15 protein-coding genes and 1 pseudogene are annotated in these 16717 nt (G+C 47.7%); 7 read left to right on the forward strand and 9 right to left on the reverse strand.

Annotated features, from left to right (window positions below):
• Window positions 1-50: 50 nt before the first annotated feature.
• On the forward strand, window positions 51-1400 hold the full coding sequence (dnaB, locus tag ATH33_RS07735) for a replicative DNA helicase (RefSeq protein ID WP_037998192.1): 1350 nt from the start codon (window positions 51-53) through the stop codon (window positions 1398-1400).
• 114 nt (window positions 1401-1514) lie between these two features.
• Entirely contained in the window at window positions 1515-2801 is a 1287-nt protein-coding gene (locus ATH33_RS07740; protein WP_049720737.1) for an adenylosuccinate synthase, read from the forward strand.
• An 82-nt stretch (window positions 2802-2883) separates the two neighbouring features.
• Here ATH33_RS07740 and ATH33_RS13725 read toward each other — a convergent pair.
• The 4 genes and pseudogenes from ATH33_RS13725 to ATH33_RS07760 form a co-directional block, all read right to left on the reverse strand.
• A pseudogene (locus ATH33_RS13725) lies at window positions 2884-3091 on the reverse strand (VOC family protein); the annotation flags it as partial.
• A gap of 59 nt (window positions 3092-3150) precedes the next feature.
• Window positions 3151-3630: a 23S rRNA (pseudouridine(1915)-N(3))-methyltransferase RlmH gene (rlmH, locus tag ATH33_RS07750; RefSeq protein WP_037998190.1), complete on the reverse strand. Its 480-nt coding sequence runs from the start codon at window positions 3628-3630 to the stop codon at window positions 3151-3153.
• Window positions 3627-3818 (reverse strand): CxxH/CxxC protein, encoded by a 192-nt coding sequence (locus ATH33_RS07755; protein ID WP_037998187.1) that lies wholly within the window; start codon window positions 3816-3818, stop codon window positions 3627-3629. The genes rlmH and ATH33_RS07755 overlap by 4 nt, the downstream gene beginning before the upstream one ends.
• A 71-nt stretch (window positions 3819-3889) precedes the next feature.
• Window positions 3890-5080: a S1C family serine protease gene (locus tag ATH33_RS07760; RefSeq protein WP_037998185.1), complete on the reverse strand. Its 1191-nt coding sequence runs from the start codon at window positions 5078-5080 to the stop codon at window positions 3890-3892.
• Window positions 5081-5453: 373 nt separating this feature from the next.
• Between ATH33_RS07760 and ATH33_RS07765 the strand changes: the two genes are divergently transcribed.
• Entirely contained in the window at window positions 5454-6569 is a 1116-nt protein-coding gene (locus ATH33_RS07765; protein ID WP_147437068.1) for a hypothetical protein, read from the forward strand.
• A gap of 173 nt (window positions 6570-6742) precedes the next feature.
• Window positions 6743-6997 (forward strand): hypothetical protein, encoded by a 255-nt coding sequence (locus ATH33_RS07770; RefSeq protein WP_037998182.1) that lies wholly within the window; start codon window positions 6743-6745, stop codon window positions 6995-6997.
• A gap of 38 nt (window positions 6998-7035) precedes the next feature.
• On the opposite strand, the gene ATH33_RS07775 is transcribed toward ATH33_RS07770, so the two are convergent.
• Genes ATH33_RS07775 through yycF form a run of 5 tightly spaced genes read right to left on the reverse strand, consistent with a single transcriptional unit; the run spans window position 7036 to window position 12537 of the window.
• The gene (locus ATH33_RS07775; protein WP_037998180.1) at window positions 7036-7827 is read right to left on the reverse strand and encodes an MBL fold metallo-hydrolase; all 792 of its coding nucleotides are present in this window, start codon (window positions 7825-7827) and stop codon (window positions 7036-7038) included.
• A 3-nt stretch (window positions 7828-7830) separates the two neighbouring features.
• The gene (yycI, locus tag ATH33_RS07780) at window positions 7831-8607 is read right to left on the reverse strand and encodes a two-component system regulatory protein YycI (protein ID WP_062843217.1); all 777 of its coding nucleotides are present in this window, start codon (window positions 8605-8607) and stop codon (window positions 7831-7833) included.
• 15 nt (window positions 8608-8622) lie between these two features.
• Window positions 8623-10002, reverse strand: a complete 1380-nt coding sequence (locus tag ATH33_RS07785; RefSeq protein WP_049720734.1) for a YycH family regulatory protein — start codon at window positions 10000-10002, stop codon at window positions 8623-8625.
• The gene (locus ATH33_RS07790) at window positions 9995-11809 is read right to left on the reverse strand and encodes an ATP-binding protein (RefSeq protein WP_170151245.1); all 1815 of its coding nucleotides are present in this window, start codon (window positions 11807-11809) and stop codon (window positions 9995-9997) included. The genes ATH33_RS07785 and ATH33_RS07790 overlap by 8 nt, the downstream gene beginning before the upstream one ends.
• A gap of 14 nt (window positions 11810-11823) precedes the next feature.
• Entirely contained in the window at window positions 11824-12537 is a 714-nt protein-coding gene (gene yycF, locus ATH33_RS07795; protein ID WP_231855191.1) for a response regulator YycF, read from the reverse strand.
• 290 nt (window positions 12538-12827) lie between these two features.
• On the opposite strand from yycF, the gene ATH33_RS07805 reads away from it, so the two are divergent.
• The 3 genes from ATH33_RS07805 (at window position 12828) to ATH33_RS07815 (ending at window position 16712) form a co-directional block, all read left to right on the forward strand.
• Window positions 12828-13577: a YheC/YheD family protein gene (locus ATH33_RS07805; protein WP_037998165.1), complete on the forward strand. Its 750-nt coding sequence runs from the start codon at window positions 12828-12830 to the stop codon at window positions 13575-13577.
• A gap of 201 nt (window positions 13578-13778) precedes the next feature.
• Window positions 13779-14345: a hypothetical protein gene (locus tag ATH33_RS07810; protein WP_037998162.1), complete on the forward strand. Its 567-nt coding sequence runs from the start codon at window positions 13779-13781 to the stop codon at window positions 14343-14345.
• A 312-nt stretch (window positions 14346-14657) separates the two neighbouring features.
• Window positions 14658-16712: a sensor histidine kinase gene (locus ATH33_RS07815; protein ID WP_037998160.1), complete on the forward strand. Its 2055-nt coding sequence runs from the start codon at window positions 14658-14660 to the stop codon at window positions 16710-16712.
• Window positions 16713-16717: the final 5 nt, after the last annotated feature.

Consider the following 16717-nt stretch of genomic DNA (forward strand, 5'->3'; position numbering starts at 1 on the left):
AAGCACTCCATTGATCTGGAGTGCTTTTTTATGGATCGGAGGGATGTATCATGAGTGATCTTTTCGCGGACCGGCTCCCCCCTCACAACCAGGAAGCGGAACAAGCCGTGTTGGGAGCGGTTTTACTGGACCCCTCTGTGTTAACAACCGTGAATGAGCGATTAAAGCCGGGGGACTTTTATCGCCAGGCTCATCAAAAACTGTTTCAAGTGATGAATGAACTGGACGAAAAAGGTGAACCGGTTGATCTGGTGACGTTAACGGCTGAATTGAATGACCGGAAACTGCTCGACGAAATCGGCGGCGTTCCTTATTTGAACGAATTGGCCAATGCCGTGCCCACCGCGGCGAATGTGGAGTATTACGCCAAAATCGTGGAAGAAAAGGCCATTTTGCGGCGGTTGATTCGCACAGCCACGCAAATTGCCGCGTCCGGTTATTCGGGCCAAGCCGAATTGACTCAAATTTTGAATGAAGCAGAGAGAAAGATTTTGGAGATTTCACAGCGGACGGTTCGTGGGGAGGATTTTGTTTCGATCCACGATGCCTTGATGGAATCCTATGAACAGATTGAGACGCTTCATTTCAACAAGGGCGGGATCAGCGGGATTCCGACCGGTTTTGTCGATTTTGACCGGATGACTTCCGGGCTGAAAGGTTCGGAGCTGATCATTCTGGCTGCGCGTCCCAGTATGGGAAAAACGGCATTTGCACTGAACCTGGCACAAAATGTGGGGGTGCGAAGCGGAAAGACCGTGGCGATTTTCAGCCTGGAGATGTCGGCTTCCCAACTGGTGACCCGGATGTTGGCGGCGGAAGGGAATATCGATGCCCAAGCATTTAGGACCGGTAATTTGAATGAGGAAGATTGGGAAAAACTAACCATGGCGATGAGCACGCTGAGCGAAGCACCGATTTTTATTGATGATACGCCGGGGGTGACGGTGTATGATATCCGGGCGAAACTCCGGCGGTTAAAAGCCGAACACGGTTTGGGGCTCGTGGTGATCGACTATCTGCAACTGATTTCCGGCCGGGGCGGAGACAGCCGCCAACAGGAAATTTCGGAGATCTCCCGTTCCTTGAAGTTGCTGGCCCGCGAGTTTGATGTTCCGGTGATCGCTTTGTCGCAATTATCCCGTGCCGTGGAACAACGTCAGGATAAAAGGCCGATGTTATCCGATCTTCGGGAATCCGGGTCGATTGAGCAGGATGCCGATGTGGTGACCTTTTTGTATCGCGATGATTACTACAACGAGGAATCCGAAAAGCAAAATATCGCAGAGCTGATCATCGGCAAACAGCGGAATGGTCCGGTCGGAAAAGTGGAGCTCTTGTTTTTGAAGAACTATAACAAGTTTTTAAGCTTGGAAATGAACAAAACGCCAATTCCCGAATGATATTTATTTTTTATTTATCAATGTTCGACTTTTGTTTGACTCTTTTTACAGGATATTGATAAAATGTGCTTGTGCTAAAGCGATACAAAACCTCGTTTCAGGAGGAACGATAAGATGTCTACAGTGGTTGTCGTAGGTACCCAATGGGGAGATGAAGGAAAAGGGAAAATCACCGACTATCTCGCGGAAAAAGCGGAAGTCGTAGCCCGTTATCAAGGTGGAAACAACGCGGGACACACCATTGTTTTCAACGGAACCCGCTATAAATTGCACCTGATTCCCTCCGGGATTTTTTACAAAGAAAAAATCTGTGTACTTGGAAACGGGATGGTGATTCATCCCCAGGCGCTTGTCGAAGAACTGGATTATTTACACCAACATGGTGTTTCTACCGATAATCTCAGAATTTCAGACCGTGCCCATGTAATCATGCCGTATCATCTGCGTTTGGATCTGGCGAGCGAGAAACTGAAAGGGAACGAAAAAATCGGAACCACCGGAAAAGGAATCGGACCGGCGTATATGGACAAAGCCGCACGGGTGGGAATCCGCATCAGCGATTTACTGGATCCGGAACAATTTAAACAAAAATTAAAAAGAAATTTGGAAGAGAAAAACCGTTTGTTGGAACAGATTTATCAAACGGATGGATTCACATTTGAGGAAATCTACGAGTCGTATTTGGCCTGTGCCGACCGTTTCCGTCAATATGTCACCGATACCTCAGTGGTGTTAAATGATGCGATCGATCAAGGAAAACGGGTATTATTTGAAGGGGCGCAAGGCGTCATGCTCGATATCGACCAAGGAACTTATCCGTTTGTCACTTCTTCCAATCCGGTGGCCGGAGGCGTTTGCATCGGGTCCGGAGTCGGCCCGACCAAAATCCATCATGTCATTGGGGTTGCAAAATCTTACACGACGCGGGTCGGAGACGGACCGTTCCCGACGGAATTGCATGATGAAATTGGTGACCAAATTCGCGAAATCGGGCGGGAATATGGAACCACCACCGGTCGTCCGAGACGGGTCGGATGGTTTGACTCCGTCGTGGTCCGGCATGCCCGCCGGGTCAGCGGCATCACGGGCTTGTCTTTGAATTCACTCGATGTGTTAACCGGGCTGGATACGGTCAAAATTTGTGTCGCCTATGAAGTGGATGGCAAACGGATTGAAAATTACCCGGCCAATTTGTCCCTTCTTGAAAGATGCAAACCAGTCTATGAAGAATTGCCCGGATGGAAACAAGACATCACCGGCGTTCGCAGCATTCATGAACTGCCGGAGGAAACGCGGCATTATATCGAACGGGTGTCCCAATTGACCGGGATTCCGGTGACCACTTTCTCTGTCGGACCCGGCAGGGATCAAACGGTTCAAGTCCGTCCGGTTTATGCTTAAAAGACGGATCTTTGTGAAGACAGGCATATGGAACAATCAAGGACATTACATCATGTAATGTCCTTTTTGCTTTTTTTGTATTTTACTTTGATATGATTTCTATTTTAAACCCGCTAGGTACTTTTACATAGAAAGTATATCCGTGGGATTTTACGGGAGGAGTCATTTTTCAAGCGCTCACGGATTTGGTCCACTTTTTCCCTGCTTTCTTGTGGAAACCCGATATGAAACGTTTTTGGATACCGGATCTCTTTTCCTTTCATCAATGTGAGGACAAATTGGTCATCATCGAACAATTGAGAGGATTATTTTCATACCATCCCTGTATGTCATTAAATTTCTCTTTTGTTTATTTGTGATAGGTTTCTCCCCGGTTGATTTTAAAGGCCCGGTAGATTTGTTCCAGCAAGAAGACGCGGATCAGCTGATGGGGAAAAGTCATCTTTGAAAAAGAAAGGGAAAGATCAGACCGTTTCAGCACCTCGGGCGACAAACCGTAGGATCCGCCGATCACAAAGAGGATGCGGCTTTTCCCGTAGGTGGCCAGCTGATCCAGTTTCCGGGCGAATTCGGTGGATGTAAAAGCTTTTCCTTCGATGGCCAGTGCGATGAGAAAGGCATCCGCCGGACAGTGGCGCAAGATCCGTTGCCCTTCCTTCTCCAAAATTTGCTCTTTTTGTGCCGGATGAACCGGGTCACTCGCCCTTTCCTCCGCCACTTCAATGATTTCCGTTTTGGCATAGGGGGTTAATCGTTTCAAGTATTCTTTGCAAGCTTGTTGTAAGTATTTTTCTTTCATCTTTCCCACTGTGATGATTTGAATTTTCATAAGATCTCCTGCTTTTGAATTTCAAACTGATATTTCGGTTTTTCCCCGCACCATTTGCATCGCGCCCCGGCTTGTTGCGTGTCGCATGGTTCCATGACCGGCGGGGCTTGGTAAGTATCGATGAAATCTTCCATGACGATCTCTGTGTGTTCTTCACAAGCATACCAGACGATTTTTTCTCCGTCCAAAACCTTTCCTCCTTTCGACCATCGGATGAAATGAAAAATGAAACGAGTGTTTCACCCGTTTCATTTAAACATCATGGTTGGAATGATTTCGGGGCTTCCCCCAGGGCAATGGATGCGGTTTGTTTTTCGCCGTGGCGATAGTAAGTAACGTTGACTTTTTGATGAATCTCTTTTTTCGTGTACAAATACTTCCGAAGCTCGGAACTGCTCGAGATTTCCTGGCCATCCAAAGCGACGATCACATCCCGCGGCTGGAGTCCGGCTTGGTCGGCTGGGCTGCTTGGAACCACTTCGGCCACAGCCACGCCTTCACGCACGGAACCGGGCAATCTCAATTCCTCAAGGACATAAACCGGAAGGTTGGAGAGGTCAATCAGACTGAGTCCCAAATAAGGGCGTTGGACTTTTCCGTCTTTGACCAGGCTTTCAATGACCGGACGTGCTTCATTGACGGGGATGGCAAATCCCAGTCCTTCCACACCCTGGTCGGAAATTTTCAACGTGTTGATTCCGATCACCTGGCCGGCAACATTGACCAGAGCACCGCCACTGTTCCCCGGATTGATGGCGGCATCCGTTTGAATGACATCGGTCGCCATATTTGAACTGACTTCGATCGTTCGTTTCGGGGAACTGATGACTCCGACGGTAATGGAACGCCCGAGTCCCAGCGGATTGCCGATGGCAATGGCGGGTTCCCCGGCTTTCAGCGAATCGGAGTTGCCGAATTCGGCCACTTTGGTGACATATTTATCATCAATCTCCAAAACGGCAAGATCTGTATATTGATCGCTGCCAAGCAGTTTGGCATCCACTTCATGATGGTCGCCGTCTTCGCTGGAGATGTTGACTTTAAAGCTGGATCCGCCTTCGATGACATGGTTGTTGGTTACAATGAGCGCTTTGCCGTTGGCTTTTTGAAAGATGATTCCCGATCCGGTTCCTTGTTGGACTTGTTCGGTACTGAAGAAATCTCCCGAAGTTTTTAAATTAATTACGGATACAACAGCCGGCCCCACTTTGTTGACGGCTTCCGTCACTTCGGAATTGACACGGTAACTGGCTGTTTTGGAGTCGCCAAATATAGGTTCCTGTTGTTTGGAATACTCGGGAATGATTCCTTTTCCCATCAAAAAAGTAGACAGGAACAATACAACGAGCCCGCCGATGATGGCCGAAACGAGCGGAACCCATATGGTTGACGGGGAAAATTTTTTCTTCGGCGGTGGATTTTGAACATCGGATTCATCATAAAATCCCATGGCGTTCCCTCCTGCAAGTTAATATACCCAAAATGTTCTTTTTTTTAAACGGCAGTTTGCAAGATTTTCCTGTGTTTCATGGTGTTTCTGTTTTCATTCTACCGGACTTGTGTGTAGTTCATGTGAAAAAGATCAATCAAATCTGGGAACATCAGGTTCCTTCCCACGCCTGGAATTCGCCAAAATCAAAGAGGAAAACGTATGGGATGAATGGAATAGGTTTGTAAAGATTAAAAAACATTCTAAAAGTGAAGGGGAGTGTTTGGATATTAAAAACCAACGGCTTTTCCGTCGGGCTGTCACAGGGTGGATCCTTTCACTTGTTTTGGTTTGCGGTTTCCCTGTCCCGCCCGTATTTTCCGAAGAGGAACCGATGGCTCCCGTCAGTACGAAACCGTTTGTTCTCACCCGCACCGCGACGAATTTACCCGGTGAGGTGAGTAAGCTGGAAGGGGAGCTCAAAAAAAGCGGCATTCAAAAATTGCTGGATGAGGCCAATCGTGAGGCAACGCGGGGATGCAGTTCCCCGGCGCTGAACCAAGTGTCGGGTATTCTGGACAACTGGTGCTTCAACAGCGGGGACAATCAGACGTCCGAATGGTATCCGCAAGGAGTGACGGGAACCGGCGATGCCCAAGCCGATGATTATCGGGGAAGCAAACAGGCGATTTTGGTCAGCTGGTACCATTCCCAAAAAGGGGTCCGGATCAGTTTTCTGGATACGGATACGGGAAAATACCGTCATGTCTTGTTGGTTGAACCTTACACCAACTCGTATGGAAATCCGAGCTACCGGGCAGTGAAAATTCATGCCGGCGGGATCGTATGGTATGGAAACTATTTGTATGTCGTGGATACGAAAAAAGGGTTTCGCGTTTTTGACATGAGGTATGTGTTTGATTTGGGGACCAGTTCAAACGGCGATACCTCCAACAAAGATTTAATCGGGCGGCAAAACGGGGTTTATTACGGCCACGGTTACCGGTATGTGATGCCCCAGATCGGTGCCTGGACAGTTTCCGGAGACCAAACAAAAGACAATTGTGAACCTTCGGGTCCTCCCCGGTTCAGTTTTGTCGGACTGGATCGCAGTACTGTGCCTGATTCGCTGATTACCGGTGAATATTGCAATCCTCCCAATCCGGAAGAGGACCGCACATTATACGGGCGGGTGGCAAGATGGCCGCTCGATGCCTCGACCGGGCAACTGAAAACGGCAGAGGACGGGAAAGTTTATGCAAGTGAAGCATATCGTCTGCCCAAAGCCCATGCACAAGGGGCCCTGGCTTTAAACGGCAATTGGTATGCGATGACCAGTGCCGGAGAGACCAAAAACGGGAAATTGTACAAAGGAACCCCGGGGAATGCACCTTCTTCCCGTGTTGCGGGGATCGGACCGGAAGATCTGTATTACTGGCCAAATCGCGATCAGCTATGGACGGTGACCGAGCATCCCGGAAAGCGCGTGTTGTATGCCGTCCGGCCTTAAAGGAGATACGTTGACCCCATCGGTATGAGGATGGGGTTTTTTGTATGACACAAAGCTCTTTAGGAACATTCACTTCCTGATCACAATTTTCTTACTTTGACTATATAAAATAGGAAAAAAGAGGAGATGAATAGAAAAAGTAAATATGCCAGGACAGATTAGGAGTTGAGAATATGGATCAACACAGACCCAAACGGGCGAAATTTTCAGGCTCGTTGGATTCGGTTGACAAATTGGACTTGGCAGGCCAGTTGGCAGAATTGAAATTAAGCTTTTACCAGCAAAGTGTGCTGTTATCCGCGATGATGGATTTGCTGATTGAAAAAGATTTACTGCAAAAAGAAGAAATAGCTCGTATGGCGATGAAAATAGATATGGAATTGGCAAAAGATCTGTATCCCCTGGAACAAAAGCCGACCGAAGAATAACAGGGCAGCCATTCACCGGCTGCCCTGTTTTGTTGCGCTTATTTCACTTCCCGTAAAGGGGTGGGACGATCATCGTAGGTTGTCCACAAATGGACATCCCGGCCGGTTTTGAGTCCGGTCTCTTCCAAAATGTTTTTTACGGTCAGATGGGCCAGTTCACTTAAATTGTTATCTTTGCTCAGATGAGCGAGATAAACATTTTCCCCCATCCCCTTTAAAATTTCCGCCAACGCTTCTCCGGCGTCTTCGTTGGACAAATGGCCGGTGTCGCTTAAAATGCGCCGTTTGACATTCCAAGGGTAAGAACCCATCCGGAGCATTTCCACATCGTGATTGCTTTCCCAAATCAATGTATCCACGCCTTGCAAAAAGTCGATGATGCGGGAGCTGACATAACCCAGATCCGTGACGGTTGCCAGCTTTTCCTTGCCGTGGTGAATCTGGTATCCCACGGGTTCGGCCGCATCGTGGGATACCGGGATGGATTCGATGAGCAGGTCTTTAAATTCCAAAGACGCTCCTGTTTCCATCACATTTTTTAAAGGCTCCGGAATTTCGCCCACACTGGACGGCAAATGTCGCCAGGTCGGTTCGTTCATATAAACGGGAATTTGCAGTCGGCGTGCCAACACGCCCAATCCTTTCACATGATCGATATGTTCATGGGTGACAAAAATCGCCTGGATGGTCGATGCGTCAACGTCCAGTTGTTGCAGGCGCATGGTCAGTTGTTTGGCGCTGATTCCGGCATCCACCAGAATCCTTGTTTGTTCCGACTCGATATATAAGGCATTGCCTGTGCTTCCGCTTGCGAGTACACTGAATTTCATGATTCATTCGTTCCCTTGCTTTATTGGTATTTTTTCAACCCCTTCATTTTGTCCGCGGTTGTTTGCCTGAATGAGGAGATAATCCGATCCCACTTCAAAGTACCAATAGGGAAGCAGGATATGTTCGTTGTTGACGCTGTTGTACAGTTTGGACCGGTAAGCGATGTTTGCGCCATTGATTGTCGCATTGTTGTTGAATTCCCAATTGGTGATCAGGCGGTACAAGGCCGTGCGCAGATTGACCGCGGAGATTGAAGACAGCTTTTCCAAGTGATTAAAATGCAGCACACGAATCGCTTCAATTTGTTTTCCGTTTAAATGGACTTCCACTTTTCCGTTGAAAAGTGGGATTTGGTTCACCACTTGGACATAGACACGCTTTTTGTCTGATGAAAATGCTTTGGAGTAACGGAAGTCCTGAAAAAACGGAATTTGTTGATTTAAAATCCGCTCCAAATCTTGTTCATTTTTAAACTCAAGCCCCGGGGAAAAGGTTTGGATGTAGCTTCCTTGTTTTTCTTTGACCCAGGGGTTCCCCAGTTCGGAAATCATCGCTTTGTACACCGTCAGTTGCCCGGGATAATCTTTTTGTTCCAGTTGGTCCAACTTTGCGTTTACATGGACCTGATCCAGCAACTGCTCAATCTGTTTGCGGTTGATTTGGTCTTCGCGGATGATTTTGGATTGTGTTTGCATCATTTGGCTTAATTGCAAGCCGAGAAAAAGATCGAGTATAAAAAAGGTGGCGATCAGGATACTTTTGGCCCGACTCCAATCCATTTGGGTTCCTCCCTGTCATGGAGAACTAATCCATACTTGCTGTCCGGATGTGGTTTTGACCACCCAGACGGGTGTCAACCGGACTTGTTGGTTGGTTGTGACAGCCTGATATCCCGGATGGATCCGTTTCACGTTGGAAAGGGAAAGATTCTGCCTGGACATTTGTTTGATCAGGGTCTCTTTATCCGGCAAGGCTGCCTGTTTTTGTTGCGGTTCTCCTGTGAGATAAAAGAGAGAACGCTCGTATTTATTGACATTGACTGCATTTTCAACCGGATTGGTTTGTAATTTGATTTCATCAGGGTGAATAAAATTCCTGTCTTTCCAATAAACCGGGTAGCCGTTCATGTAAAGACGGAATGTGAATTCGCTAAAAGCATTCTCTTTGTCTTCCACCTGATCGAGCAGATAATTGCCGGTCCATCCATGCGGCCGTTGCACAAAGTTGTTCACAGCCGACAAACGTTGTTCCACCGGCTGGATTTCTCCGGGGGACTCTTCCACGGCTTCGCTGTAGACCATAAACCGGTTGCTTTTGTTGACGGTCATCATTTGTTCGTCATACATGTACAGATCTTCATTTTTATTGATCGGGATCGGGCGAACCTCGGGATCTTTAAATAACCAGTCAATCATCGCATCCGCAGAGATGTCTTCCAACGGATAGGTTTTTTCGCTCAGAGAGACCGGTTGGGCCGGAAGGTAAAACATCCGCGGAAAAGGTTCGTCTTGATTGGCCGGATCCCACGGTGCTTTTCCGGTTGCAGGCACCGCCTCAAGAGACGGGGACAACGGATGTTTCATCTTTGAAAGCAGGTTTTCCAAGTCAATATCCGTTTTGGCTTGGATGATCTGCTGGTCTTGATCCGAAATAAACCAGACATAGTTTTGCTTTTTTTCCGGGTTGGAAAAGAACCAGATCCGGCTCACCGAGGAAAGGTGCGATATGGAATAATGTTGGGACAAAGATTCCTGGAAAAAGATGTCGGCGTATTCCAGGGAAACATCATCCGGAAAATAAAGTTCAACCCCCGTAAACCGGGTGAACATGTTTCTCCATGTGTCCGGGCTCACCTTCCCTATTTTTTCTATGTCACTGACAGACATGGATTGCATGGATCTTAATAATTGTTCATAACCGGCTTCCTCCGGCAGCAACCAATAATGGGCTCCCTTCCGGTGGACAATCATTTGGTTGGGAGCGGCCAGTTGATAAATTTTCCGGTCGTTGTATTTTTCGTCGTAAATCGGATTGATGGTGTAAGCATCGAGCGGATTGTAGGACCGCTTTTCCCCGGGTTGATTCAACCACAACAAGCCGGTCAGCAGGAAGCTGGCGAGGACCAGGGCAATGAGGAGCCCCGTTTTGATGTGCTCCACCCATTTTTCACTCATCGTTTTTCCCTCCTGTGACAGGGGGCAAGGTAAAGGTGACTAAAGTCCCTTTTTGGTAAACACTGTCAATCTCGATTTCGCCTTCGTGATGATGAACAATCTCTTGGGCGATGGCCAGTCCCAATCCCGTTCCCCCCAAGCTGCGGGAGCGCGCTTTGTCCACGCGATAAAACCGTTCAAAAATTCTTCCCAGGTCTTTTTTGGGAATCCCGATCCCCGTGTCGGCCACTCCGACTTCCACCATTCCTTGGCGGTTGGTTTGCAGCACCAAGGCGACCGATCCTCCGTCCGGTGTGTATTTCACGGCATTGGAGACCAGATTGTCCAAAACCTGATTCAGTTTGTCCTTGTCGGCGTAGACATTGGGAACCGGCGGATGAATGGACAAAGTGAAAGAAATGTTTCTTTCTTCGCATTGTAAACGGAAACGGTCGGCCACTTCCTCAAGCAAAGGTTCCAGAGAAATGGACTGTTTGTTGAAGGTCGCCTTTCTGGAATCCAAATGGGAAAGGTGCAACAGATCCTGAATCAGACGTGTCATCCGGTCGGCTTCCTGCAGGGACACTTTCAAGAAGCGACGGGCAAGTTCGGGCTCTTCCACCGCTCCATCTTCCAGTGCTTCCAGATAACTTTTGATCGTGGTCAAGGGTGTCCGCAGCTCGTGGGAAACATTGGCCACAAAATCTTTTCGTTGTTGATCCAGTCTTTTTTGCTCGGTGACGTCCCCCAAAACGGTCACCGTTCCGTACACGTTTTCTCCCTTCAGCTTGACCGGGGTGAAAGTGGCCCGCAAAATCACGGGATCTTCCGAATCCTGCTGACGGATCTCCAAATAAGTTTGCCACTCTTGGGCGAGCGGTTTGTCCAGGGGTTGATCCAGCGGGAGAATGTGATCGATTTTTTCCCCGATCGGAATCGGACGATCCAACAGTTTTTCCGCCCATTCGTTTTTCACAATCACTTTTCCTGCGCTGTCAAAAGCGATCACACCGTCGCTCATGTTGGAAAGGACCGATTCCAGCTTCTCTTTTTCTTCTTCTTTTTCAGCCAGAGCATTTCTGAGATGGGCTGCCAAATGATTGAAGGCGTGAGCCAGTTGCCCGATCTCGTCGTGACTGCGGACGTCCACTTTCCGGTCAAAATCCCCCGCTGCCATCAACGTGGCTTGTTCGGTGATCTCTTTCACCGGAGAGGTGATGGTGCGGGCCAGAATGACAATCAAAATGCAAGTGACCACCAGCGAGATCATGGTGATCTGAACCAGGATCACACTGATGTCTTTGATGTTTTCATAAGTTTGTTTTAAAGGCGCCTCAACATAAATCATTCCCACATAGTTGCCGGCATGGGACAGGCGTTCGGTGTAGAATTGATAATCCTGGTTTGTGGCCGGGTTGGTGCGTTTCAGCACTTCCGTGGGCTGTTGGGGCAAATTATAGGTGAACGGCCGCTTTTTCAGTTTGGATTGGTTGGGCTCCGTCGAAGCGATGATAAAATTGTTTTCGTCAATGATGTGAATGGTGATGTCGGATTGTTTCAATGACGGAGCCAGTTTGCCAAGCAACGTGTTCAGGTGATTGGAGCGCTCTTCGTCATTTTGTCCTTTCGCCAATTCTTCCGTGACGCCCATTTTCTTTAAGACCTCGGCTTGGGTGCGAAGGGTCTGATTTAAACTGCTCGTAAAATGATTTTCCAGCTGACGGAAGAAATAGACCCCGATCAGCTGCATGGCCATGATAATCATCAGCAAATAGATCACGACCAGTTTCCACTGGATACTGTTAGCAAGTTGTTTCCATCTTTTCAACATCCATCACCCGGCTACTGTTTCGAATAAGGATCCCGGATCGTGTAACCGATCCCGCGGCGCGTGATGATATATTGGGGAGCGCCCGGATCATCTTCAATCTTCTCCCTCAACCGCCGGATCGTCACATCCACCGTGCGTACATCCCCGAAGTAATCATATCCCCACACGGATTGCAAAAGATGCTCCCGGGTCAAAACCTGATTGACGTGTTTGGTCAGGTAAAGGAGCAACTCAAATTCCCGATGGGTCAAATCCACGGTTTGCCCTTTTTTGGTGACGACAAAGCTGTTGGGGTCAATCGAAATTTCCCCGACATTTAATGTGCCTTTCTTTTCTTCTTCGGCATTTGCCTGCTTCAGCGTTTGCGTCCGCCGCAAATTGGCTTTGATCCGGGCTAAAAGTTCCCGGTTGCTGAAAGGCTTGGTGACATAATCATCCGCGCCCATTTCCAGTCCGAGCACTTTGTCCAATTCCGAATCTTTGGCGGTGAGCATGATGATGGGAAATTGATAACGCTGTCGCACCTGCCGGCAAACTTCAATGCCGTCGGCGCCCGGCAGCATCAGATCCAAAAGCATGAGATCCGGAGGTGAGGACAAAGCTTTTTGAATGGCTTCACTGCCATCATGAATGCATTCCACGCTGTATCCTTCTTTTTCCAGATTGAACTGGATGATGTCTGCAATCGGTTTTTCATCTTCGACGACATAAATTTTGGCGCTCAAGCCCATCCCTCCCAAGGTTTTCAGGAATCGGAGAATTTATGGTCATCCACTGGTTTCAGAAACAAAAAAGAAAAAAGTTAAAACCATTTTCCCACAATTGCCTTCATGTGTACAATTTGTTTTTATGTCTTATTTTAACATCGGAATTCAGAGAAAACAGACGAAAAGATGGAAATCCACGGAACCTTAAAAAATCTCCCGGAGACCGGTTTTACGAAAATTGGGCTTTTTATTCCTGATCCATGCGACTTTCTTTGGAATAGGATACAAAAAAAAGGGGGGGAGCGCCATTGAAACCATTGCCGTATCAGCAAGTTGCCAGCAAAAGATTGAAGACCATGGTCCTGATGAAAAACCAACGGATCCGGCCCTACATTCCGGAAACAAGACTTTTCAGTCCCCGGAACCTGATCCGGATGCTCGGCCGCCACACTTCTTTGTTTCTCAAACCGGATAAAGGAGGAGGCGGTGCAGGGGCGGTCCGGTTGTTACAAAGAGGTTGGGGGCAAATTGAGATCCGCACTTTGAACCGCAAAAAAGTGATTGAGATCCGGAAGCTTTTCCATTATTTAAACCAATGCATGCACCCCGGGAAAAACTATATCATCCAACAGGGAATCGATCTGGGGGAAATCGGCGGACGCCCGTTTGATTTGCGGGTTCATCTGCAAAAGCCTTTTCATCGTTGGCACATCACCGGAGTTTGCGCCAAGGTGGCCGCTCCCGGCAAGATTGTCACCAACCATTGCAAGGGAGGATTGCCGGTGGAAGCAAAACATGCGTTGTGTCAGGTGGCGGGGCATCCAAGCCGGACGATTCATTTAATGAATGAGATCCAGGCGCTTTCCAAAGAGACGGCCCGCACATTAAATGCGGCTTTCCCCGGTTTAAAAGAGTTGGGCATTGATCTGGGGGTGGATAAAGATTTGCGGATCTGGATTTTTGAAGTCAACACCCGTCCGGACTTTAAAATGTTCCGATCTTTGAATAATCCCCGGATGTACCGTCGAATTTTGAAAAACCATGCCATGATCGTTTAAAAATTTAAGAAGAAAAATTATCACGCAAACCATTGCGGGTTAAATGATTTGTACATGCGCAAAGCATGTTTTTTTCGTTTTCGAAAATATATAACATGTTTCGACAAAGTCTTCCCGTTGACGTTCTTGTATAACACCTGTTACCATTAATATTAATTCTAGGTATTTAAAATTTTTTAACGATTTTTTGGAGGTGTATTTATGTCTTCCATTACGGTTGGCGTATATCTGGGGAAAAAGGACCGGTTGGTTCGTTATTGGTACGAAATTTTGCCGAAAGGCCAATTCCCGATGTTGGTCAAATACTGCATCCAGTCTTATCTGAGAAACAACTATTTCCCGTTGCAATCCATTTGTGATGCAAGACAGTTGAAAGAGCAAATCCAAAAAAGAAGCGAGTATGTTCCCACCCAGCGGAATGTCACGTTCACCCCGGAAGACGGTCCGGTTTATCAATGGATCAAAGGGCTGGAAAGCGGTTACCGCAGTGAGGAAATCAAAAACATTTTGAAGGAAACGGTGGTTCACACATTGCTGAATGAACAACCGCAATATCCGCAACGTATGATGGGACAAGTCCCTTACGGCGGCATGGAGGCCCATGAAGCCCAAGGCATGTACCGCCCTTATCCGGACGACACGCAAAAATTGACCCTGCTCAAACGGGAACAGATCGCGATGGAAGAACCGTACCCGACCGAAGGGGATGCAGAGGGGAAGGATAAAGCCACCAAAGGATTCAGCCATTTGGTCAACTATCTGGGATGACAAGCGGGTTTGATGACGGAAAGATAAATGCACACAAAGATGAACGACATCATGGGAAAAAGAGGAATGACAGTGTGGAGGAAAATCAGGCAGAAGGAATGAAAGAGTCCGTTTACTGTTGAGTGCGGGCTCTATTTTATTTGGCTTGATTTCAGACAGAGGATCGAAGTTTGACAATTTTTGTCGAATAAAACAAGGTTTGAAGGATTATTTTATTTGCAAGTGGAAGAAATCAACGAAGAATAATTGCACTGGATGTAGATAAAGAATGAATTTTGACAAAATATAGCAACTAAGGGAGTGCGGATCATCGTGTTGGATTATTATGCACTGGCAGAAAAGGGTTTTTTCTATTATGAAATCCAAAAATTATTTTCGGCCTACCCCTTTTTGCATTGGATGAGTGTCGGATTGGTCACGGGATTGTTGATCTTTTTGTTATTGATTCCGAAAAAAACGATGGAACGGTTTCCGCGCTACGGATATATGGCTTCCGTTTTGTTGACCATTGCATTATTGGATTTATTTACTTTATCCATCCCGATTTTAACTGTTTACCTGATTGTATTGGGATATGTCCTGTTTCGGTCCAATGAGGAAAAAAGCTATAAAGTGGCGGTTGCCTTTTTGTCTGTGTATTTGGTCATCTCGGCGTTGACGGTTTGGAACCGGTTGATGATCATTGAGCTGATCAGCCACGGGCTTTTATTTATATGGGTCACCTGGATGGCAAATCATGTGCGGGATATATTTTTTGAATTGCAAAAACAAAGGGAAAAAATCCGTTTCCTCGTTGATCAAAAGAATGAGGCAAATCAGCGTCTCCGGGATTTCCAGCGGGAACTGGATGAGACGTATCTCCGGGATTCGCTCACGGGACTGTATAACTTTCACGGTTTTCAGGAGCAGGTGATTCGCAGTTTGTCGCGGTTTTGGCCGGAAACGGCCTATCACGTGATTTGCATTGATTTGAATTCGTTCAGGCAAATCAACATTGAAGAAGGCATTGAGACGGGCGACCGCATTCTTGTGCAGATTGCCCGTCAACTGAAAAAACATCTTCCTCCTTCTGCCAAGCTGGCCCGCTATGACGGGGATCAGTATGCGATCGGATTGATGGGGGACGAATCGGTGTTGCGTCGTCTTTTGGAGACCATTGAAGCGATCATGGCCGGCATCCGCACCGAGCAAAGCATCATTCAATATTGCGTCGGGTTTGCCAGTTATCCGCGGGAAGCCAGCACCGGAGGGGAATTGATCCGCTTGGCTGAGGAAAGGTTGCGGATTGAACAGAACCGGATTCGCCACAAAGAGGAGGAGCAAAGAAGGCATATGGAAAAATTGTCGGCGGTCGGCCAACTGGCTGCGGGGCTGGCGCATGAAATCCGCAATCCGTTGACGTCGATCCGGGGATTTGTGCAGATATCGGCGGCGGAATCGGAAGCCGTGAAAAAATGGGAGTCCATCATTTTGCCGGAGATTGACCGGATCAACGATCTTTTGAAACAGTTTTTGAACCTGAGTGAATCCAAGCCGAAACAAGTGACGCGCTTTTCTTTAAATCAGTTGATGAGTGACGTGTTAAGCTTATTGGAACCCAAATCGTTGTTGATGGGGCATGAATTGAAACAAGATCCGCCGGAGGAAGACATGGAGATCGAGGCGGATCCGGAACAAATCAAACAAGTTTTGATCAACCTGATCCAAAACGGGTTGGAAGCCCTGAACGAAAAAGGAAGGGTGGAAGTGGGCTGGAAGCGGGTAAACCAGTATGTCCTGCTCACTGTCAAAGATAATGGAAACGGAATCAATCCGGAAGATTTCTCCCGGATTTTCGATCCTTTTTTCACCACCAAAGGCGATGGAACCGGCATGGGGCTTTCCATTTGTCAGCGCATTATTTCGGAGCATGGCGGGCAAATCACGGTGAACAGCCGTCCGGGCCGTGGGACCACTTTCCAGATTTATCTGCCACTTAAACAAGCAAGCTTGTGCCAAGAAGTTGATGAAGGCCAAAACCACCATCTGGAGGCGGATCCCGATCCGGGGGCACCGGAAAGAAACGTCGTTTCCGTTCAAAAGGCGGAACCGAGGAAAGAGGAGCAAAAACAGGGGGAAGTTGCCGTGTTACAGAAGCCGGCAGCCGGCGGAAAAAAAGTCTCGATCAGCCCGGAAGTGTCCCGGAAAATTGCCGCCATGATGCAAAAAGCGGAACGCACCATCGCCTTGAAATGGAAGGAGGAAGCAAAGGTAAGCCCGATCACCGGCCATAAGCGCCTGAAAGAAGAAAACAGGGCGGATCGAAAAGGGTTATCCGAAAAAAAGAAAACCGATTTTGCCCATCGGGCTGAACGTGCTGTAAAATAAAAGGA

It is taken from the genome of Thermoactinomyces vulgaris (genome assembly GCF_003688725.1).
Classification (GTDB): domain Bacteria; phylum Bacillota; class Bacilli; order Thermoactinomycetales; family Thermoactinomycetaceae; genus Thermoactinomyces; species Thermoactinomyces vulgaris.

What these genes read in the sequence shown, in the direction of transcription:
- ATH33_RS07785 (WP_049720734.1), bottom strand. Translation starts at nt 10,002, where the DNA reads ATGAGTGAAAAATGGGTGGAGCACATCAAAACGGGGCTCCTCATTGCC.
- ATH33_RS07810 (WP_037998162.1), top strand. Translation starts at nt 13,779, where the DNA reads ATGTCTTCCATTACGGTTGGCGTATATCTGGGGAAAAAGGACCGGTTG.
- rlmH (WP_037998190.1), bottom strand. Translation starts at nt 3,630, where the DNA reads ATGAAAATTCAAATCATCACAGTGGGAAAGATGAAAGAAAAATACTTA.
- yycI (WP_062843217.1), bottom strand. Translation starts at nt 8,607, where the DNA reads ATGGATTGGAGTCGGGCCAAAAGTATCCTGATCGCCACCTTTTTTATA.
- ATH33_RS07770 (WP_037998182.1), top strand. Translation starts at nt 6,743, where the DNA reads ATGGATCAACACAGACCCAAACGGGCGAAATTTTCAGGCTCGTTGGAT.
- ATH33_RS07775 (WP_037998180.1), bottom strand. Translation starts at nt 7,827, where the DNA reads ATGAAATTCAGTGTACTCGCAAGCGGAAGCACAGGCAATGCCTTATAT.
- ATH33_RS07740 (WP_049720737.1), top strand. Translation starts at nt 1,515, where the DNA reads ATGTCTACAGTGGTTGTCGTAGGTACCCAATGGGGAGATGAAGGAAAA.
- dnaB (WP_037998192.1), top strand. Translation starts at nt 51, where the DNA reads ATGAGTGATCTTTTCGCGGACCGGCTCCCCCCTCACAACCAGGAAGCG.
- ATH33_RS07765 (WP_147437068.1), top strand. Translation starts at nt 5,454, where the DNA reads ATGGCTCCCGTCAGTACGAAACCGTTTGTTCTCACCCGCACCGCGACG.
- ATH33_RS07760 (WP_037998185.1), bottom strand. Translation starts at nt 5,080, where the DNA reads ATGGGATTTTATGATGAATCCGATGTTCAAAATCCACCGCCGAAGAAA.